Annotated in this window: 2 protein-coding genes; both read left to right on the top strand. The window is 64.6% G+C overall.

Features of this window, described 5'->3' with window-relative positions; all coding sequences use genetic code 11:
- The first annotated feature begins 1 nt into the window (after position 1).
- Positions 2–6,568: a non-ribosomal peptide synthetase gene (locus JQ558_RS03355; RefSeq protein WP_212292830.1), complete on the top strand. Its 6,567-nt coding sequence runs from the start codon at positions 2–4 to the stop codon at positions 6,566–6,568.
- Entirely contained in the window at positions 6,561–22,988 is a 16,428-nt protein-coding gene (locus tag JQ558_RS03360; RefSeq protein ID WP_212292831.1) for a non-ribosomal peptide synthase/polyketide synthase, read from the top strand. The genes JQ558_RS03355 and JQ558_RS03360 overlap by 8 nt, the downstream gene beginning before the upstream one ends.

Consider the following 22,988-nt stretch of genomic DNA (forward strand, 5'->3'; position numbering starts at 1 on the left):
AATGGCGGATTCATTGAAACCCGATTTGCGGGAGCTGGATGCAGAAGGGTTGAGAAAACTCCTGGCGTTGGCCAAGGACCGGAGCCGGAACGCCAACAGGGGCGAACCCGTCGCGATACCGGCGGTGCCACGCGACGGGCCTTTGGCATTGTCCTTTGCGCAACAGCGGCTTTGGCTGCTGGCGCAGCTCGAGGGCAGCAGCACCAACTATCACATTCGCGGCGCGTTGCGCCTTGTGGGCGATCTCGACGTCATCGCCTGGCGTCGCAGTCTGGACCAGCTGTTTGCGCGTCACGAATCCCTGCGAAGCATTTTTCGCGTTGTCGACGGACAGCCCAGCGTCGAGCTGCTGCCTGCCGGCCAGGGCGTGCCTTTGCTCGTACATGATTTACGGGCCGATCCGGCGCGCGAGCAGGTGCTTGTGCGGCTGAGCCGCGACGAGACGGATACGCCCTTCGATCTCACCCAGGGGCCGTTGATCCGCGGTCGCCTCATCCGGACCGCGGAGAGCGAATATCTGTTCCTGCTAACCCAGCACCATATCGTTTCCGACGGCTGGTCCATTGCTGTGCTCGTGCGCGAGCTGGGCGCCTTGTATCGGGCTTTCACGGCCGGCGAAAGCGACCCACTGCCGGCGCTGCCGATTCAGTATCCGGACTATGCCGCCTGGCAACGACAGTGGCTGACGGGTGAGCGATTGCAGCGGCAGGTCGCTCACTGGCGGCAGGCGCTGGCGTGCGCTCCGGCATTGCTCGAGCTACCGACCGATCGGCCACGGCAACCGAACAAGTCTGTCGCCGGCGCGTCCTTGCCGATCGAGATCGACGCCGCGCTTGCGCATGGCATCAAACGGCTAAGCCAGTCTCATCGCACGACCGCATTCATGACGGTGCTGGCGGCATGGGCGGCCGTGCTGTCGAGGCTGTCAGGTCAGAACGATGTCGTGATCGGAACGCCGACTGCCAACCGCAACCGGCGTGAAATCGAGGGTCTGATCGGCTTCTTCGTCAACATGCTGGCGCTTCGCGTCGATCTGTCGGGCGAACCTGACGTGGCGGAGCTACTGAGCCGCGTGCGCGGTGCGGCGCTGGCGGCCCAGGACCATCAGGATTTGCCGTTCGAGCAACTCGTCGAAATCATTCAGCCGCCGCGGCGTCTGGATCATGCCCCGGTGTTTCAGGTCGTGTTCGCCTGGCAGAATAACGAATCGGCAAAGTTCGAACTGCCGGGCCTGAAAGCCGAGATCACGGATACTGCTCTGAGCGAGATCAAGTTCGATCTTGAACTCAACCTGAGTGAGGCCGGCGGTCGCATCGTCGGGGCCCTGAACTACGCGACGGCACTGTTTGACGAGGCAACCGTCGAGCGTCATCGAGACTATCTGCTTGCCATGCTGCGAGCCATGGTCGCCGATGCGGGTCAGGTCGTTGGCCGAATCGATGTGATGGGTGCCGAAGAGCGCGAACTCGTGCTGGAGTCCTGGAACCAGACCGCTACGCCGTACCCGTCCGAACATTGCATCCACGAATTGTTCGCAGAGCAGGTCTGGAAGGCACCCGATGCCATTGCGCTGGCACATGAGGATATTCGCCTGAGTTACAGCGGACTGGATGCAAGGGCCAACCAGCTCGCGCACTATCTGATCGAGCGGGGCGCGGGTCCGGCCCAGCCGATCGCAATCTGCCTGGAACGCGGCATCGCGATGGTCGTCAGCCTGCTGGCCGTACTTAAGGCAGGCGGCGCCTATCTGCCGCTCGATCCCGCCTATCCCGCCGAACGGCTGCGGCAGATCGTCGATGACGCAAAGCCAAAATTATTGATTTGCGACGACGCCGGGCGCGCGGCGCTCGCGAATACGGCGTGCGAGATCGTTGATCTGGAAGCCGCCGCGCCTGTTATTGCCGGGTTGGCGAAGTCAAATCCGGAGGTCGTGGGCCTGACATCGCGTCACCTCGCCTACATTATCTATACGTCGGGTTCTACCGGCACGCCCAAAGGCGTGATGGTCGAGCATCGCGGCGCGGTGAACCTGGCGCTGGCCCAACGGGGGCTGTTTGAAGTTTCCGCGCGCAGCCGCGTCGTTCAGTTCGCTTCCTTCAGCTTTGACGCCAGCACCTGGGAAGTCGTCATGGCCCTGTGCTCCGGGGCCGAATTGTTTCTGCTCGGCCCGCGAGAGCATCGCAACGCGGCGGAACTGCTGGACTATCTGGCACACAACGGCATTACACACGCAACCCTGCCGCCCGCCTTGCTGCAGGGGCGCACGGACCTTGATCGTCTGGCATCACTTCGGGTGCTTGTCCTCGCCGGTGAACTAACCAGGGCCGAGCTGATCAAGGGCGTTCCTTCGGGCGTGGCCGCTTTCAACGGCTACGGTCCCACGGAGACAACCGTCTGCGCCACAACCTGGCTGCGGCCGATGGACTTCGAAGGCGGCGTCATCCCGATCGGTCGCCCGCTTCCCAACACGCGGATTTACCTGCTGGATGGATTCGGCGCGCCGGTTCCGCTCGGGGCGATCGGCGAGATCTATGTCAGCGGAGCAGGGGTCGCGCGCGGGTATCTCAATCGCGCCGATCTGACGGCGGAACGCTTCGTATTCGATCCCTTCAGCGGTGACGCAGAGGCGCGGATGTATCGCACCGGCGATCTCGGGCGCTATTTGCCGGATGGCAATATCGAGTTCCTCGGCCGCAATGACCATCAGGTCAAGATCCGCGGCTTCCGCATTGAATTAGGCGAGATCGAGTTCCGGCTGAACGGGCACCCCGGTGTTGCTGATGCGGTGGTGCTGGCGCGCCACGATCATGGCGGCGACCAGCGGCTGGTCGCCTATGTGGTGCCGGCATCACGGGTTGACGACAGCGGCGAGTTTGCGGCTGCATTGCGCGGGCACCTCCGTGCCTGCCTGCCGGAATATATGGTGCCGTCGGCTTTCGTGCGCCTAGACGCGTTGCCGCTCACGCCGAACGGCAAGGTCGATCGAAAGGCGCTGCCGTCGCCCGAGGACGATGCCTTCGTGCGCCGCGACTATGAAGCGCCGCTAGGCGAACGCGAAGAAATCGTTGCGAAGGCCTGGACCGAACTGCTTGGCGTCGAGCGCATTGGGCGCAACGATCATTTCTTTGAACTCGGCGGTCACTCGCTGCTCGCAGTCCGCATGCTGGAGCGATTGCGGCGGCATTCGCTCAGCGCGGACGTGCGTACGCTGTTTGCCAGGCCGGTGCTGGCTGATTTCGCCGCGAGCCTCGATGGCGGGGGCGTGGCCGACGTGCCGGCCAACGTCATCCCGATGCAGGCGACGGCGATCACGTCCGACATGTTGCCGCTGATCGCGTTGGAGCAATCGGACATCGACCGCATCGCGGCGAACGTTCCCGGTGGCGTTGCCAACATTCAGGACATCTACGGATTATCGCCGCTGCAGGACGGCATACTGTTTCACCATCTGCTGGCAGCGGAGGGCGACCCTTATCTGCTGGTCGGGCAGATGGCGTTTGCAAGCCGCGATTTACTCGATCGCTATCTTGCGGCCGTTCGGCAGGTGATCGATCGTCACGACATTCTCCGCACCTCCATTGCATGGGAAGGCTTGTCCACGCCGGCGCAAGTGGTATGGCGACAGGCACCCTTGATTATCACCGAGGTCGAACTGGACTCCCAAAGCCCGGCGTACGAACAGCTTGCGAGGCGCTTTGATCCGCGACGTAACAGGATCGATCTTGGTCAGGCGCCGCTGTTGCGCTTTGCGGTGGCCCGCGATCCCGGCAAGGATCGCTGGCTGCTGCTGGTGCTGCTGCATCACCTGATCGGCGATCATTCCACGCTGGAAGTGATGCATGATGAAGTTCGGCAGATATTGGCCGGGCGTGGTCATGAGTTGCCGGCTCCGTATCCGTTCCGAAATCTCGTGGCTCAGACGCGGGGAGCGGAAGCTACGGCCGGGCATGAGCGCTTTTTCCGCGGCATGCTGTCGGATGTCGATGAACCGACCACGCCGTTTGGTTTGGACAGGGTGCACGGCGACGGCCGTGGCGTGTCGGAAGCCCGGCGAACGCTGTCGCAATCGCTCAACGGACGGCTGCGGGTTCAGGCGCGGCGTCTGGGCGTGAGTCTAGCCAGTCTCTGCCATCTCGCCTGGGGCCAGGTGGTGGCGCGGAGCAGCGGACGCGAGCGCGTCGTGTTCGGCACGGTGTTGTTTGGCCGCATGCATGCCGGCGCCGGTGGTGATCGCACCATGGGATTATTCATCAACACATTGCCGCTGCGGCTCGACCTCGATGGCACCGCGGTCGAAGACAGCGTTCGCCGTGCGCACGCCCGGCTCACCGAACTGATGGCGCATGAGCATGCCTCGCTGGCGCTTGCCCAAAGGTGCAGCAAGGTTGCGGCGCCGGCCCCCTTGTTCAGTTCGATCCTGAACTACCGCCATAACGCCATGCCGGCCGACTCATGCGTGGGTGAGTCCGCCGTGGGCGTGGACGGAATCGAGTGGCTCGGCGGCGAAGAGCGCACCAACTATCCCTTGATGCTGTCCGTCGAGGATTACGGTCAGGCACTGGGTCTGACGGCGCAAGTAATCCATCCGCTGTCGCCCGAACGCGTCTGTGCGTTGATGCAGCATGCGCTCGAGCAACTGGCCGATAATCTGGAGCGACGGCCGCAGTTTCCCGTCCGGCAACTCGACATTTTGCCGCCTGAGGAGCGCGAACTCCTGCTCGATACGTGGAATCGGGCGGACGCCGGGTATCCGCGAGACCGTTGCCTTCACGCCCAGTTCGAAGAGCAGGTGCGCCGGTCCCCGGATTCGATCGCGCTGGTGTTTGGCGATGCGGCGCTGAACTATGGCGAGCTGAACAAGCGAGCCAACAGACTGGCTCGAGGCTTGCGGGATTACGGCGTCGGGACGGACGTCGTGGTCGGTCTGGCGCTGGAGCGCGGCGTCGCGATGATGGTGGCGTTGCTGGCGGTGCTGAAGGCCGGCGGGACGTATCTGCCGCTCGATCCGGATTATCCGGCGGAGCGGCTTTTCCACATGCTGCGCGACAGCGGCGCAGGACTGGTGCTGACGCAGACGTCGCTGCTGGAGCAGTTTGCCCCGGTGCTGAAGGAGACCGGCGCCGAAGCGTGGCTGCTCGATGAGGCGGATAGAGGCGGGGATCATGGCGCTGGTAATCTCGACGTCGCCATCCACCCCGAGAGTCTGGCCTATGTGATCTACACGTCGGGTTCGACCGGCCTGCCCAAGGGCGTGATGGTCCGCCACGACGCAGTGACGAACTTTCTGGCGACGATGGCGGAACAGCCGGGGATGACGCCGCAGGACCGCGTGCTCGGCCTGACCTCGCTGTCGTTCGACATTGCGGTGCTGGAATTGTGGTTGCCGCTCACGCTGGGCGCCCGCGTCGTGCTGGCGGATCGCGCCGCCGCGCATGATCCGGGTCAACTGAAGGCGCTGGTGACAGCCCAAGGCGTGACGATGATTCAGGCGACGCCGTCGACCTGGCGGATGCTGCTCGATCACGACGGGCCACCGCTTCCGCAAAGCTGCCGGGTGCTGTGCGGCGGCGAGGCGCTGCCGCCGGACCTTTCGCGGCGGCTGGTGGCGCAGGCCGGCGAGCTCTGGAACCTGTACGGCCCGACCGAGACCACCGTGTGGTCAGCCCGCCATCGCCTCGACGCGCAGGACGACCGCCCGATGCTGGGCGGTCCGATCGGCAAGACCACGCTGCACATCCTGGACAACGATCTCAACCTTGCGCCGGTCGGGGTTGCCGGTGAACTCTATATCGGCGGCGAAGGACTGGCGCGCGGCTATTGGCGGCGTGGCGCGCTGACGGCGGAACGTTTTATTCCCGATCCGTTTGGCGCTGCCGGTGCACGGCTGTACCGCACCGGCGATGTGGCGCGGTGGCGATCCGACGGTGTGATCGAATATATCGGCCGCTCGGATCACCAGGTGAAGATCCGCGGCTTCCGGATCGAGCTCGGCGAGATCGAGGCACGGCTGATGGAACAGGCCGCAGTGCGCGCAGCCATTGTGGTGGCGTGCGAGGTCGGCGCTGGCCGCCAGTTGGTGGCCTATGTCAGCGGCGAGGCGTCGCTGGATGGCTCAGCGCTCAAGACCGCGCTGTCATCGGTGCTGCCGGACTACATGGTCCCCGCGCGCATCATGGTCTTAGACCGGCTGCCGCTGACGCCGAACGGCAAGATCGACCGCAAGGTGCTGCCGGCGCCGGATCAGCTTGCCACTGCCGAGCATGTCGCGCCGCGCACGCCAACCGAGGCGGCGCTGGCTGCGATCTGGGCCGATCTGCTGCGCCAGCCCAATATCGGCGTGACCGACAACTTCTTCGAGCTCGGCGGGGATTCTCTCACCGCCGTCCAGCTCATCAGCCGCATCAAGCGCGAACTCGGCCATGACCTGCCGCTGAACCGCCTGTTTGAAATGACGACCGTTGAGACGATGGCGGCTGGCCTCGCCCCGGAGATTCAGGTCGACAAGCGCGGCGATGACATCGCCGCGATGCTCGACATGTTGAAGGAAGTCGAATTTTCCGATGAGTGATCCCGCCACCACGCAGAAGCAGCAGCTTGCCGACATCTCACGGCGATTGATGCGCCTGGATGCGAACAAGCAGCGTGCGTTCCTGACGCAACTGGCGGCCAAGGGCGTTAACCTCGCCATGCTGCCGATTGCGCGCCAGCAACGGACGCGCGCGCCGCTTTCCTTCGCGCAATCGCGTCTCTGGTTCCTGTGGCGAATGGATCCGGACAGCCCCGCCTACAATATCTCGGCGACCGTACGGGTGCGCGGTAGACTCGATGTGCATGCGGTGCAACAGGCGTTCGACAGGCTGGTTATCAGGCACAGCGCGCTGCGCACGGTGTTTCGGCAAGAGGGCAGGGAAGCCGAGCAGATCCTGCTCGATCCGCAGCCGGTCGAGATCAGGCACGCCAAGCTGGATGGCCATGATCGCGAACAGCAGGCTCGCCTGCTGGCGCGCGAGGAAGCCGCACGACCCTTCGATCTCGAGGCCGGCCCGCTCATGCGGGTCGCAGTGCTGACGCTGGAAAAAGACGACAGGTTTGTCGTGGTCAGCCTGCACCATATCGTCGCCGATGGCTGGTCAATGGCGGTGCTGGTCGAGGAGTTCTGGCAGCTGTATGCGGCCGTTGCGCGAGGCGGGGCGCCGGCGCTGCCGGAGCTCGATGTTGAATATATCGACTATGCCGAATGGCAACGACTCTGGATGAGCGCGGTCGACGGCGACCGGCAGATCGACTACTGGACGACGCGTCTCGAGCATCCTGCGGTGTTGCAGCTCCCCAACGATCGGGCGCGGCCGGCGGAGCCCGACCTCGCCGGGGCAGCAATTCGCATGGAGCTTGATCCGGCGCTCGCCGATGCCCTGCGTGCTTTGGCGCGTACGCAAAAGACGACGCTGTTCGCCGTCCTGCTGGCGAGCTTCAAGCTGCTGCTCTATCGTTACACTGGACAAACCGACATCAGCGTTGGCGTGCCGGTCGCCAATCGCCACCGGGACGAGACGCGCGGGATGATTGGGCTGTTCGTCAACACCCAGGTGCTGCGCACGCAGCTCGACGGACGCGCGACGATCGCCGACTTCATCGCAACCGTCCATGCAGCCACGATCGAAGCCCAGGAGAACCAGGATCTTCCGTTCGAACGGCTGTTGGAGGTGCTGCAGCCGAAGCGCAGCCTGAGCCAAAATCCTCTGTTCCAGGTGCTCTACAATCACCAGCGTCGCCGGGCATCGGACAATTTGCTCGGCTTGACCGGCCTGCAGATCGAGAAAACCGAGCCCCATGTCGACACCGTCAAGTTCGATCTGGCGCTCGATAGCGAGGAGGGGCCGTCAGGGGAGATACGGGCGATCTTCACCTATGCGACGGCTCTGTTCGAAGCGGCGACGATCGAACGCCTTGCGGCGCATTGGACCACGCTCCTCGAGACGATGGCTCAGAAACCTTCTCAGTGCATCGCCAGCATCGCGCTGCTTTGCGAGCAGGAGCTGACTCAAATCAGGAGTTGGAACGGAGCAGATGCCGGTTCGGCGCCCCCGTTCACACCGGTGCATCAGACGGTGGCCCGCTTCGCCGCGCAAACACCTGATGCGCCAGCGCTTGTCTTTGGCGACGACGTCATCCCGTATGACGAGCTCAACCGTCGCGCCAACCGCCTTGCGCATCGCCTGATCCGTTTGGGTGTCGTCAGTTCCGACCTGGTCGGCCTGTCATCGCAGCGTTCGCCATCTCTCGTCGTGGCGCTGCTGGCCGTGCTGAAGACGGGCGCCGCCTATCTGCCGCTCGATCCCGACCACCCGGTCAAGCGGCAGCTCGCCACCATGCGCGACGCCGGCGTGCGTTTTGTGCTGACCGATGTGGCGGGCGACGCGCTTATCCCGCAACGGTCCGGGGTCGAAGTTATTCCGCTCGATGCTGCTGATCTTGACCAGGAGCCGGAGCGCGATCCCGCGATCGCCGTGGCAGCGCAAAGCCTCGCCTATGTGATCTACACGTCGGGTTCGACCGGAATGCCGAAAGGTGTCGCGGTCGAGCATGGGCCGTTCGCGATGCATTGCGAGGTGACCGCCGGGCTCTACGATATGGACCGGCATTCCCGCGAACTGCATTTCCTGTCCTTCACGTTCGACGGTGCGCATGAACGGCTCTGGACCGCGCTGACCTGCGGCGCCACGCTGGTGATGCGAGACGAGAATCTATGGTCAGCCGAGCAGACGCTCGACGTCATGCGCACGCAGCGCGTCACCAACGCCGGCTTTCCACCGGCTTACCTGCAGCAGCTCGCCGAATTTGCTGAGTGGCGCGGCGATCCACCGCCGGTCTCGCTCTATTCCTTCGGCGGCGAGGCGATGCCGAAAGCTGGCTTCGACAAGGTCAAGCGCGCGCTCAAGCCGAGGACGTTGATCAATGGTTACGGCCCGACGGAAACCGTCGTAACGCCGCTGGTCTGGAAGGTCGATGCCAGCGAACAGATTGAGGGCAATTATGCGCCTATCGGTCGCCCGGTCGGCCGACGGTCGGCCTATGTCCTCGATGCCGATCTGAACATTGTACCGGTCGGCGTGACCGGCGAACTGTTCATCGGCGGCGAAGGGTTGGCGCGGGGCTACTGGCGGCGCGGCGCGCTGACGGCGGAGCGGTTCATCCCCGATCCGTTTGGCGCGCCGGGCATGCGGCTGTACCGCACCGGCGATCTGGCGCGGTGGCGCGCGGATGGCGTGATCGAATATCTCGGTCGCTCCGATCATCAGGTCAAGATCCGCGGTTTCCGGATTGAGCTCGGCGAAATCGAGGCGTGGCTGATGCGTCAGCCCGGCGTGCAATCGGCCGTCGTTGTTGCCCGCGACGCCGGCGCAAGCCAGCAACTGGTCGGTTATGTCTGTGGTGAAGGCGCGTCCGACGAGACGACAATCCGCAGCGCACTCTTGGACGGGCTGCCGGACTACATGGTGCCGGCTCGCATCATCAGACTTGAAAGTCTGCCGCTCACCACGCATGGCAAGGTGGATCGTGAGGCCTTGCCGGCCCCCGAAATGCACGCCGCCGCCGCACACGTCGCGCCGCGCACCGCGACGGAGACGACGCTTGCCGCGATCTGGGCGGAGCTCCTTGGCCAGCCCCTGATTGGCGTCGACGACAACTTCTTCGAACTTGGCGGCGATTCGATCATCTCGCTGCAGATGGTAGGTCGCGCCCGGCAGGCCGGCCTGCTGATCGAGCCGCGTGATGTTTTCCGGCACCAGACATTGCAGGAACTGGCGTTGGCGGCGCGCACGGAACAGACCATGCCGGCCACCGAACCCGAGAAGGATCTGGCGGGCAGCGAGCAACCGCTGTTGCCTATTCAAGCTCGGTTCTTCGGCGAGGATGCCGGCGAACGTCATCACTGGAACCAGGCCGTATTGCTGATGCCGCAGTCGCGGCTGGATTGGGCGGTCGTGGAGCGCACGGTCGCCGCTATCGTGGCCCATCACGATGCGCTGCGCCTTCGCTTCGAACAGCTCGACGATGTCTGGCAGGCGACTTATGGCGCCGCACCCGCGGCCTCGGAACTGTTCTGGATTCGGAGCGGCATACGCGATGCGGCCGAGGTGACGGCGCTGGCGTCAGCGGCTCAGGCGAGCCTGTCATTGCAAGGACCGCTGTTGCGCGTGGTCGGAATGGACCTTGCCGACGGCAGCCAGCGGCTGCTGATATCGGTGCATCATCTCGTCATCGATGGCGTGTCGTGGCGGGTCCTGCTGGAAGACGTCGCATCAGTTTACGGCCAGATGGCACAGGGCGCGGCCTCGGTTGCATTGGCGCCAAAGAGCCAATCCTATTTGTCCTGGGCCGCACGCTTGAAAGCACATGCAGACAGCGCCGAGCTGGCTGCCGAGCTGCCGTATTGGATCGAACGCAAGCCCAACGCCGATCTGCCCTGCGACAACGATCACGGCGACGTCGATCGGGTTGCCGAGGGCGAGGAAATCTCGCTGACATTCGACGCGGGCCTGACGACGCGGCTACTCAAGGAGGCGCCGTCGGCCTACCGCACCCAGGTCAACGATCTGCTGCTGGCGGCGTTGGCGCGCGCGGTATCGTGCTGGAGCGGGATTGACGATGTTCTTGTCGAACTCGAAGGCCATGGCCGGGAAGACATCTTTCCGGGTACGGAGATTTCACGCACGGTGGGCTGGTTCACCACGGCGTTCCCTGTTCGCCTGCCTAGAGGTTCGGACGACGACGCTGCGCTGATCAAGGCCGTTAAGGAAGAGCTGCGGGCGATCCCCGTGCGCGGGCTGGGCTACGGCATTCTGCGCTATCTCGGCACCGAAGCGCAGCGCCACGCGCTTTCCGCAATCCCCGAGCCGCGTATCGTTTTCAATTACCTCGGCCAGTTCGATGCGAGCCTGGGTGAGGGAGCGTCGTTCAAGGTTGCGCCCGAGAGCGCCGGCGCCGCACGTAGTGCGAGCGCGCCTCTCGGCCGCTGGCTCAGCATCAACGGCCAGGTGCGGGATGGCCTGTTGCGGCTGTCGTTCAGTTTCGGTCGCAAGCGCTACCAGCGCGCGACGGTGGAACGCCTCGCAGAGCAGTATGCGGCAGCCTTGCGTGAGCTGGTGGACCATTGCACCGGCGGTGCCCGCGGAATCACACCATCTGACGTTGAACTCTCGGGATTGAGCCAGGTTGATCTCGACATTCTCAGTGCGACGATCGATTGCCGAGAGATCGAGGACATCTATCCGCTGTCGCCGATGCAGCAGGGCATGCTGTTCCATGCGTTGCGCGATGGCGAAAGCGGAAACTATGTCAACCAGGTCGGCCTGGAAATCCGCGGCATCGATTCCGGTAGGTTGCGAGCGGCCTGGCAGGAAGTAAGCGCCCGGCATGTGGTGCTGCGGACCGGCTTCGCCTGGCGCGAACTGTCGGGCGCGGCGCAGCAGATGGTGTATCGTCATGTGACGTTGCCGTTCGTCGAAGAAGACTGGCGCGAGCAGGCGTCCAGCATGAACCACAGCGAACTCGAGGCCGCGCTGGCACAGGCGTCGCAAACCGAGCGTATCAAGGGTTTCGATCTATCGCATGCGCCCCTGCAGCGGGTGCGGCTGATCAGACTAGGGGAAGACCGCCACTGGCTGATTTGGACGCATCACCACATTCTGCTCGACGGCTGGAGCTCGGCGCGGCTGGTGGCCGAGATACTGCAGCACGAACGCGGCAGCCGATTGCCTGCGGTGCGCGGACGGTATCGCGACTATATCGGCTGGCTGCAAAGGCAAAATCGTGACGCGTCGGCGGCGTTCTGGCGTACCGCCTTGGCCGAGCTGGACGAGCCGACCTTCCTGGCGGATGTGCTGGGGGGGCCTTCGAGCACAGGCGCATCCGGCCACGGTTCGCTGGATCTGCTTCTCACCGCTGATCTGACTGCAGGATTGCAGGCGTTTGCCAGGCGCGAGCGCGTGACGCTGAACACGCTCCTGCAGGGCGCCTGGGCGCATCTGTTGCGGCGTCATACCGGGCAGCGCGTTGTGTGTTTCGGAGCGACCGTGTCGGGCAGGCCTGCGGAGATCGCCGGGTCCGAAGACATGGTCGGCCTGTTCATCAACACTCTGCCGGTGGTCGATCAGGCACATCCGCAAGCCGAAATCGGTTCTTGGCTTCGCGACCTGCAGGAGCGCAACATTGACTTGCGCGACCATGGCTGGATGCCGCTCTACGAGATTCAGCGTCTGGCGGGACGATCCGGCCGGCCGCTGTTCGACAGCATCCTGGTGTTCGAGAACTATCCGATCGATGAGGCCCTGCGCGGCGAGAATGAAAGCGGCTCCCGCTTCGGTCGGGTCGAGCAGGTCTCGATCACCAATTACGCGCTTACGGTCGCGGTATTCGCCAAGACCGACGGCATCAATCTCGGTTTCCGGTATGACCGCGGCCGGTTCGACCAAGGCCAGATAAGATATTTGCAAGCCTGTTTGTCGCGCCTGCTCGCGCAGATCGTGACGGTTGCCGCCGCACCGCTTGGCGAACTCACCGGGCTCGATGTCGATGAGGCCCGGCAAGTGCTGGCCTGGGGTGAAGGCGCAATCGAGCTGGACAAGAGTCTGGATTTTGGCGGCGGGATCGTCAGCCGGATCGAGGCGTGCGCGGCTGCTTTGCCGTCCTCGATCGCATTGATGTTCGGCGATCAACTGGTCAGCTATGGCGAGTTGAACGCTCGCGCCAATCGTCTGGCGCGACAATTGCGGGACCGCGGTATCGGTCGCGACCAACTGGTCGGTGTCGCGCTGGAGCGCAGCGTCGAGCTGATCGTCGGCGTTCTCGCGGCGCTGAAGGCGGGTGCAGCCTATCTGCCGCTCGACCCGGATTATCCGGTTGACCGGCTGGTGCATATGCTGCGGGACAGTGGCGCCAGGCTGGTGCTGACTCAAAGCCGGCTGCTTGAACGCCTCGCGCCCGTGATTGCCGAGGCGACCGCGGAGGCATGGACGATCGACGCCGAGAATAAGGCCGGGGCAGCGGAGCAGGGCAATCTCGACATTGCGCTTGATCCAGCCGGTCTCGCCTATGTGATGTACACGTCGGGATCGACGGGCATGCCAAAGGGCGTTGCCTGCTCGCATGGCGCGCTGGCCGCACGGCTCGGCTGGATGCAGGCGGAGTATCGCCTCGTTGCCAACGAAACCCTGCTGCAGAAAACGCCGTTCAGCTTCGACGTCTCGGTGTGGGAAATCTTGTGGCCGCTCACCGTTGGCGCTCGCCTTGCGATCGCCGCGCCGGGTGCGCATCGCGAACCGCGGCTTCTCATCAACGCAGTGGTTGCCCACGATGTAACCACGCTGCATTTCGTACCGCCGATGCTCGAGCATTTTATCGCAGAGCCGGAGGTGCAACGCTGCGTGACACTCAAGCGGCTGTTTTCCGGCGGTGAAGCCTTGTCGGCGGAGTTGAAGGCGCGCGTGCTCGCGGCCTTCCCCAGGGTTCGCTTCGACAACCGCTATGGTCCGACCGAGGCCCTGATCAACGCGACGTTCTGGAATTGCAGTGACGATGGCTCTGCACGCGTGCCGATCGGACGACCGATTCCGGGCACGGCCATTCGCATCCTTGACGCCGGGCTGAATCTGGTTTCGGCCGGGGTGACGGGCGAGTTGTTCATCGGCGGCGTCGGGCTGGCGCGCGGCTATTGGCAGCGCCAGGGGTTGACGGCGGAGCGATTCATCCCGGATCCGTTCGGCGGTCCCGGCGAGCGGCTGTACCGGACAGGGGATCTGGCGCGCTGGCGCCCGGACGGTGCCGTCGAGTATGTCGGGCGATCCGACCACCAGATCAAGATCCGCGGCTTCCGCATCGAGCTTGGAGAAATCGAAGCGCGGCTGCTGGAGCAGCCCGGCGTACGTTCCGCGGTGGTGGTTGCGCGCGAGGTGGGACTGGGGCGTCAGCTCTTCGGCTACGCTTGCGGGGCGGACGAACTTGACGGGACGGTTTTGCGCGCGGCGCTGTCGTCCGTGTTGCCTGACTACATGGTGCCATCGCGAATCCTGACGCTGGATCGGCTGCCGCTGGCGCCGAACGGCAAGGTCGACCGCCGTGCGCTCCCGGAACCGGATACGATCGGCACCGGCTCGGAGCACCAGGCGCCGCGTACCCAGGCGGAAATGGCGCTCGCGGCGATCTGGGCCGAGCTGCTCGGCCGGCCTGTTGTGGGCCTATCCGACAATTTCTTCGAACTCGGCGGCGATTCGATCATCTCGCTGCAGATGGTGAGCCGCGCCCGACGCACCGGTTACCTGATCGAACCGCGCGATGTGTTCCAGCATCAGACGCTGGAAGCCCTGGCGTATGCGGCACGTGCCGAGCAACTGAGCGAGACGCGGGCCGAGCAAGGGTTGATTGTCGGCGCACATCCATTGCTGCCGATCCAGATGCGGTTCTTTGCAGAGGATGTTGGAGAACGCGATCACTGGAACCAGGCGGTGCTGTTACGGCCAAAAGACCGGGTTGATTGGCAGGTCATGGGACGCGCGATAGCGGCCGTGCTGGCCCATCACGACGCGTTGCGGCTTCGCTTCGAAGCGAGGGACGGCGTGTGGCGCGCGGAGCACCGCGCTGCGCCTGACATGGCTGAGTTGTTGTGGGTCCGAAGTGCTGTTGATGGCGAAGTCGTCACGGCTCTTGCATCGTCGGCGCAGGCGAGCCTGTCGCTGGCCAATGGTCCGCTGCTGCGTGCGGTCGGGATCGATGTTGCCGACGGCAGCCAACGTTTGCTGATCGCGATTCATCATCTCGTGGTCGACGGCGTGTCGTGGCGGGTGCTGCTGGAAGACGTCGCGGCGGCGTACAGCCAGTTGACGCAAGGCAACGCGGTTGCGCTTCCGCCGAAGAGCCAGGCCTATTCGCTGTGGGGCGCCAGGCTCGATGCTTACGCAGCGTCGTCCGAGCTCGCGGCAGAACTGCCCTATTGGGTGGAGCGCAGCGGAGTTACGGATTTTCCGTGCGACGACGATCATGGCGGTGTCGACACCATCGCCGACGCCGATGAAATCTCGCTGTCGTTCGAGGCTGAACTGACGCAACGCCTGCTGACGGACGCGCCTTCCGCCTATCGCACGCAAGTAAACGACCTTCTCCTCGCGGGTCTTGCGCGCGCCGTTTGGCGATGGAGCGGTCAGGACGATGTCCTGGTGGAGCTGGAAGGTCACGGCCGCGAGGATTTGTTCGGCGATATCGATATCTCGCGCACGGTCGGCTGGTTTACGACCGCGTTTCCTGTGCATCTGGCCGGCGGCTCGCAGGATCCGTCGTCGTTGATCAAGACCGTGAAAGAAGAACTTCGCGCCATTCCCGGCCGCGGGCTGGGCTACGGCGTGTTGCGCTATCTCGGCTCGGAAGAGCAACGCATGGCCCTGTCGAGAGCGATCGAGCCGAAGATCACGTTCAATTATCTTGGCCAGATCGACGGCGGCGCCGGAGAGGCGTTCGCCATGGCGCCGGAAAGCGCGGGCTCCTCGCGGAGTGCATCGAGCCCTCTGCGGCGCTGGCTCAGCGTCAACGGCACGGTGCGCGAGGGCCAGTTGCGGCTGTCATTCGGCTTCGGCAGCAAGCGCTATCGGCGCGAGACGGTCGAACGGCTGGCCGTGTTGTATAACGCGGCGCTGCGGGAACTGGTCGATCACTGCTCGAGTGGTGTTTGCGGAATCACGCCGTCCGATGTGGCGTTGTCCGGGCTCAGCCAGACCGATCTCGACCAGCTCGAGCTCGACTGGCGCCAGATCGAGGATGTCTATCCGTTGTCGCCGATGCAGCAGGGCATGCTGTTCCATGCGATGCACGACGGCGAGAGCGGGCTTTATGTCAACCAGGTCGCTGCCGAGATACACGGCCTTGATGCCGGCAAGCTTCGTCTGGCCTGGCAGGCGGTCAGCGACCGCCATGCGGTGCTGCGCACCGGGTTTGTCTGGCGTGACCTGTTGGGTTCGGCGCAACAGGTGGTCTATCGCCACGCCGAGGTGCCGTTCATCGAGGAGGATTGGCGCGCGCGCCTTGCGGTGCTGGAGCCATCCGCACTGGATGCAGCCCTGACGGACGTCTCGTGCCAGGAACGCCTCGAAGGCTTTGACCTGTCGCGGCCGCCGTTGCAGCGGGTCCGGCTGATCCGTCTTGGCGAAGACCGTCACTGGCTGATCTGGACCCATCATCACATCCTGCTCGACGGATGGAGTTCGGCGCGACTGATCGCCGAAGTGTTGAAGTATAGCGGCGACGGCCGGTTGCCTGCCTTGCAGCGCCGCTATCGGGATTACATCGGCTGGCTGCAGAGCAGGGATCGTGACGCCGCAGCCATCTTCTGGCGCACGGCGATGGCGGAGCGGGGCGAGGCGGGCTTCCTCTCGGATGGCTCGGCGGAGCGGTCGAGCGGAGAAGCAACGGGTCACGGTGCGCTGGCGCTGGAAATGGACCTCGCGCTGACCGGGCGGCTGCAGCAATTCGCGGCGCGCGAGCGCGTGACGCTGAACACTTTGGTGCAGGCGGCATGGGCGCAATTGCTGCGCCAGCATACCGGGCAGGGCACGGTCTGCTTCGGCGTCACCGTGTCGGGCCGGCCGTCGGAACTGGCAGGCTCCGAGGACATGGTGGGCCTGTTCATCAACACCTTGCCGGTCGTCGACAGCGTCGCTCCGCAGCAGAAAGTCGGCGCATGGTTGCGTGAGCTGCAGGATCGCAATCTGACCATGCGCGAATTCGGCTGGACGCCGCTCTATGAAATCCAGCGGCTGGCGGGACGTCCCGGACGGTCGCTGTTCGACAGCATCCTGGTGTTCGAGAATTATCCGGTCGACAGCGCGCTGAAGGAGAAGAACCAGCGCGTCCGTGTCGGCGAGACAAGGATCACTGAGACCAGCAACTATCCGCTGTTCGCGAGCGTCGGTCTCGATGACCGGCTGCGGCTGGTGCTCAACTATCAGCGGAAGCATTTTGACAAGGCGCAGGTGGCGCGGCTGCAGGCCGCCTTCGTGCGGTCGCTGGAAGTGATGAGCGCCGACGCGGATCGGCCGGTCGGCATGATCGCAGCGAACCATCCGGCGGACGAGGTGCTTCTCCAGCGCATGAACAATACCCATCGCGACGAGCCGCGCGAGGGAATTGTCGCGCAGTTCGAAGAGCAGGTTCGCCGGTCCTCGGATGCGATCGCGCTGGTGTTTGGCGATGCGGAGCTTAGCTATGGCGAGCTGAACCAGCGGGCCAACAGGCTGGCGCGGGGGTTGCGGGATTACGGTGTCGGCACGGACGTGGTGGTCGGCCTGGCGCTGGAGCGCGGCGTCGCGATGATGGTGGCGCTGCTGGCGGTGCTGAAGGCCGGCGGGACGTATCTGCCGCTCGATCCGGATTACCCGCCGGAGCGGCTTTCGCACATGCTGGGCGACAGCGGCGCGGGACTGGTGCTGACGCAGATGTCGTTGCTGGAGCAGTTTGCGCCGGTGCTCAAGGAGACCGGCGCCGAGTCGTGGCTGCTCGACGAGGCGGCTGGTGGTGAGGGCGCTGATGCCGGCAATCTCGATATCGCTGTCCACCCTGAGAGCCTGGCCTATGTGATCTACACCTCAGGCTCGACCGGCCTGCCCAAGGGCGTGATGGTCCGCCACGATGCGGTGACGAACTTTCTGGCGACGATGGCGGAACAGCCGGGAATGACGCCGCAGGACCGCGTGCTCGGCCTGACCTCGCTGTCGTTCGACATAGCGGTGCTGGAACTATGGCTGCCGCTCACGCTGGGGGCGCGCGTGGTGCTGGCGGATCGCGCCGCCGCGCATGATCCGGGCCAGCTCAAGACGATGGTGGTCGCGCAAGGCGTGACGATGATCCAGGCGACGCCGTCGACCTGGCGGATGCTGCACGATCACGATGGGCCACAGCTTCCGCAAAGCTGCCGCGTGCTGTGCGGCGGCGAGGCGCTGCCGCCGGACCTTTCGCGGCGGCTGGTGGCGCAGGCCGGCGAGCTCTGGAACCTGTACGGCCCGACCGAAACCACGGTGTGGTCGGCTCGCCATCGCCTCGACGCGCAAGACGACCGCCCGATGCTGGGCGGTCCGATCGGCAACACCACGCTGCACATCCTGGACAACGATCTCTACCTTGCGCCGGTCGGGGTTGCCGGCGAACTCTATATCGGCGGCGAGGGCCTTGCGCGGGGCTACTGGCAGCGCGGCGCGCTGACGGCGGAACGTTTTATTCCCGATCCGTTCGGCCCACCCGGTGCACGGCTGTACCGCACCGGCGACGTGGCGCGGTGGCGCGCCGACGGCGTGATTGAATATATCGGCCGCTCCGATCACCAGGTAAAAATCCGCGGTTTCCGGGTCGAGCTCGGCGAGATCGAGGCGCGGCTGATGGAGCAGGCCGCCGTGCGCTCAGCCGTGGTGGCGGCGCGTGAGGCTGGCGCGGGTCGCCAGCTCGTAGGCTATGTCAGCGGCGGGGCGTCGCTGGACGGATCGACGCTCAAGACCGCGCTGTCATCGGTGCTGCCGGATTACATGGTCCCGGCGCGGATTGTGGTACTGGATCGATTGCCGCTGACGCCGAACGGCAAGATCGACCGCAAGGCGCTGCCGGCGCCGGATCAGCTCGCCACTGCCGAGCATGTGGCGCCGCGCACGCCAACCGAGGCGACGCTGGCCGCGATCTGGGCCGATCTGCTGCGCCAACCCAACATCGGTGTGACAGACAACTTCTTTGAGCTCGGCGGGGACTCGATCATTGCCCTGCAAATGGTCAGCCGCGCACGCCGCGAAGGCGTCTTGATTGAGCCGCGGGACTGCTTTCAGCATCAAACGATCGAAACGCTTGCAGCGGTCTCCCGGCAAGTCCGGCCACCAATGGAAGCGCCGGCGCCGGTGCGGGACTCACTCTCGGGCCTGACCAGCGAACAGCTCGAAAAGCTCGGTCTCGACTGGAGCCGGATCGAGGACATCTACCCGTTGTCGCCGATGCAGCAGGGCATGCTGTTCCACAGCCTGCGCGACGCCGGCAGTGGCGTTTACGTCAATCAGGTCAGTGTTGAAATCCGTGGGCTCGACTCCGAACGCTTCCGGTCTGCATGGCGCGAGGTGACCGCGCGTCATCCGATGCTTCGGACCGGATTCCTGTGGCGCGAGCTATCCGGATCGCCCCTGCAAGCCGTCTATCGCGACGCCGCCGCGCCGTTCGAACAGGAAGACTGGCGCGGGCAAATCGTTACCGACGAACGCATTGCGGCGGCTCTGGCCGGCGAGCGTGCTGCCGAATTTGACCTCTCGGCGCCGCCCCTGCAAAGGGTCCGGCTGCTGCGCCTCGAGGACGACTTCTATCGCTTGATCTGGACCTATCATCACATCCTGATGGACGGCTGGAGCTCGGCGCGCTTTGTCGGCGAGGTGCTGGAGCGCTATTACGGCGGGTCGCCCGCGGCGAACCCGACGCATTACCGCGACTATATCGCGTGGCTGGTGGCGCAGGACGCGCAAGCGGCCGAAGGCTTCTGGCGCGAACAACTCAAGTCCTTTGACGAGCCGACGCAACTCGCCGATGCCTTCGGTTCTCGCCGTCATCCGGCTTCCGGCCACGCGCGCTGTTACACGCGGCTCGGCGCGACGGCGACCGCGCAGTTGAAGGCGTTTGCTCGCCGTGAGCGGATCACGCTCAATACCATTGTCCAGGGTGTGTGGGCCTTGTTGCTGCAGCGTTATACGGGTCAGCAGACCGTGACTTTCGGCGTCACCGTCGCCGGTCGCCCGGCCGGCCTCGATGGATCGCAGCAGATGCTCGGTCTCTTCATCAACACGTTGCCCGTGATCGAATCGCCGTCGCACGCAAGCACGGTCGGAGAATGGTTGCGGGCGCTTCAGGATCGTAACCTCGCGATCAGGGATTTCGAGCACACGCCGCTCTATGACATTCAGAGCTGGGCCGGCCGCGCCGGTCAGTCGATGTTCGACAGCATCATCGTATTCGAGAACTATCCGATTGAACGCGGCATGCTGCAGAAGGGGGATGGCTCGCTGCAGTTCGGTGGCCTGAAGAATGTCGACGTGACGAACTATCCGATGGACCTGTCGGTGCTCGTCGAGGAAACGCTTCAGGTCGAATACACCTATATGCCGAGCCATTTTACGGCAGCGCAGGCTGAGCAGATCAAGCTGCAGTTCGAGCATCTGCTGGCGGCGTTGACGCGGGACGCGTCCGTGTTGCTTGGCGGCATCGATCCGGTCACGACGGTCGATGCCGGTTTGGCCGACAACTGCAACCGCCATGCGGTGCCCGCCATCGCATTGCCGCTGGTGCATGAGGCGATCAGCGCACATGCGAAGCGGAATCCGGAGCGGACGGCTCTCACGATCGGCGATAAGGTGCTCTCGTTCGGCGCGCTCGATGCCAAAGCCAATCGGCTTGCCCATCACCTGATCAACCGTGGCCTCAAGCCCGAGCAGCGCGTCGGCGTCGTGGTCGAACGAACCGAAGCCACGATGGTCGCGCTGCTCGCCGTCCTCAAGGCGGGCGGCGCGTACGTTCCGCTCGATCCGGAGCTCCCGCCCGAGCGCCGCAGGTTTGTCATGCGCGATGCCGGGATTTCGTTCCTGCTGACGGGGCAGCTCGAAGAGGACCTGGACGATGTCGAAAGGATTTCTCTTTCCACATTCGATTTCGGTGCGGGTCCGGACCATGCGCCGCAACCGGATTTGAGCTCCGAAAACCTCGCTTATCTGATCTACACCTCCGGTTCGACCGGAACACCAAAAGGTGTGGCGGTTGCCCACGGGCCGCTCGCGATGCACTGTCACGTCACGGGAAGCCTCTACGAGATCGACGAGGACTCGTGCGAATTGCATTTCCTGTCGCTGGCTTTCGACGGCGCGCATGAGCGCTGGTTGACGGTGCTGTCGCACGGCGCGCGGCTCCTGATGCGTGACGCGGAATTGTGGACGCCGGAGCAAACGGTCGAAGCGTTGCATGCGCATCGTGTCAGCCATATCGGCCTGCCGCCCGCCTATCTTCAGCAGGTCGCGGAATGGGTCGAGCAGGAAGGCAATCCGCCGCCGGTCAAACTGTATTCCTTCGGCGGCGAGGCGATGCCGAAGGCGGGTTTCGACAAGGTCAAGCGCGTCCTGAAACCGCGCATCCTGATCAACGGTTACGGTCCGACCGAAACCGTGGTCACGCCGCTGGTCTGGAAGGTTGATGGCGACGCCGAATGCGATACGCCCTACGCGCCGATCGGTCTGCCGGTCGGTGATCGCAGCGCCTACATTCTCGATAGCTCACTCGATATCATTCCCGCCGGCGTCGCCGGTGAACTCTATCTTGGAGGGTTTGGGCTGGCGCGCGGCTATCACGGAAAAGCGGGCATGACGGCCGAGCGTTTCGTGCCCGACCCGTTCGCAGCCGCGCCCGGCGCCCGGCTGTATCGCACCGGCGACCTGGCGCGATGGTGTGAGGACGGCACCATCGAGTATCTCGGCCGCAGCGACGACCAGGTCAAGATCAACGGCTTCCGGATCGAGCTTGGCGAGATCCAGACCTCGCTTCTTCGTCACGAGGAGATCGAGCAGGCGGCGGTGGTGGCGCTGCCGGGCGCTGCCGGAAGCCAGCTCGTTGCCTATGTCGCGCCGAAGGCGGCAAAGGACGCGTCGGGAGCGCCTGCCGAAGCGCTGGTCGACAGATTGACCGAATTCCTGAGGCGGACATTGCCGGTCTACATGGTGCCGGCACGGATCATGGTGCTGGACCGCCTGCCGGTCATGTCGAGCGGAAAGATCGACCGGCGCGCGCTGCCGGCGCCCGACACCGCGGCGCGAAGCTTCGTTGCCCCGCAGGGGGCGGTGGAAACCGCGATGGCCCGTCTGTGGGCCGATATACTCAAGCTGCCGCAAGTCGGCGTCACCGACAATTTCTTCGAACTTGGCGGCAACTCGATCCTTAGTCTCAAGGTCGTTGCCCGGCTCCGTCAGGACAAGAGTTTTGGCATCGAGATCAAGCTTCGCGATCTCCTGCAAAAACCGACGATCCATGCGCTGCTGGCTGATACCAGTGCCGCCGCTGCAGCGGCGCCGTCGGCGTTGCTGCCACTGAACGTTGCGGTTTCTGGAACGCAGCCGGTGTTCTGCGTGCATGGCGGTTTCGGTACCGTCTTCGATTATGGACCGCTGGCGCGGCGCCTCCAGGGACGCCGGCAGGTGATCGGGCTGCAATCGCGGATGCTTGTCGACAGTTCGTGGAGCGACTGGTCGCTCGAGGCGATGGCGGCGGATTATGCGCGCGAGATCAGGCAGGTGCAGCCCCGCGGTCCGTACAGCCTGATCGGTTGGTCGCTGGGAGGACTTCTCGTCACGCTCGTTGCGGCCGAACTCGAACGAGGCGGTGAGCGTGTGGTTCGTCTTGCCTTGGTCGACAGCTTCGTGCTGCGGACACACGGCGGATCGGATCGGCAGGATACCGTTGACCACTGGGCCGATGATCTCGCGGGATTACTGTCGGCCGTTGTTCCGAACGCTGCATCGGGCCGCATCCGTCCGCATGTGGAAGCGGCGAAACGCGCCGGCATGCCGGAGACGTCCGAAAACGTCCGGCGTCTGGCCGCACAGGTACTGGAAGCGCTGCAGGGACCATTGCCGGACGACACACTGCTCGGCGTCGACGACCTGTCCAGCGCCTTCGCTGTCGGGCGGCATCTGAAAACCCTGACCCAAAACGCCGCGCCGCCGCGCCGTCTCGCGGCCGCGCCATTGTGCTGGTGGACGTCAGGCCGTCTTACGCAGCGTGATCGGCTGGAGGCGCAGCTTCCGAACGCCGTTGACCGCGGCATTGTTGGGGACGACCATTTTACGATCCTCAGGGATGCCGATTTTCTCGATGAGATCTGCGCGCTGCTGGCTCCGGAGGCGACATCGACAACGTCGCAGGACCAGGTGCCGGAACCGGCGGAGTGA

The organism is Bradyrhizobium sp. AUGA SZCCT0160 (assembly GCF_018130105.1).
In the GTDB taxonomy this organism is placed as follows: Bacteria; Pseudomonadota; Alphaproteobacteria; order Rhizobiales; family Xanthobacteraceae; genus Bradyrhizobium.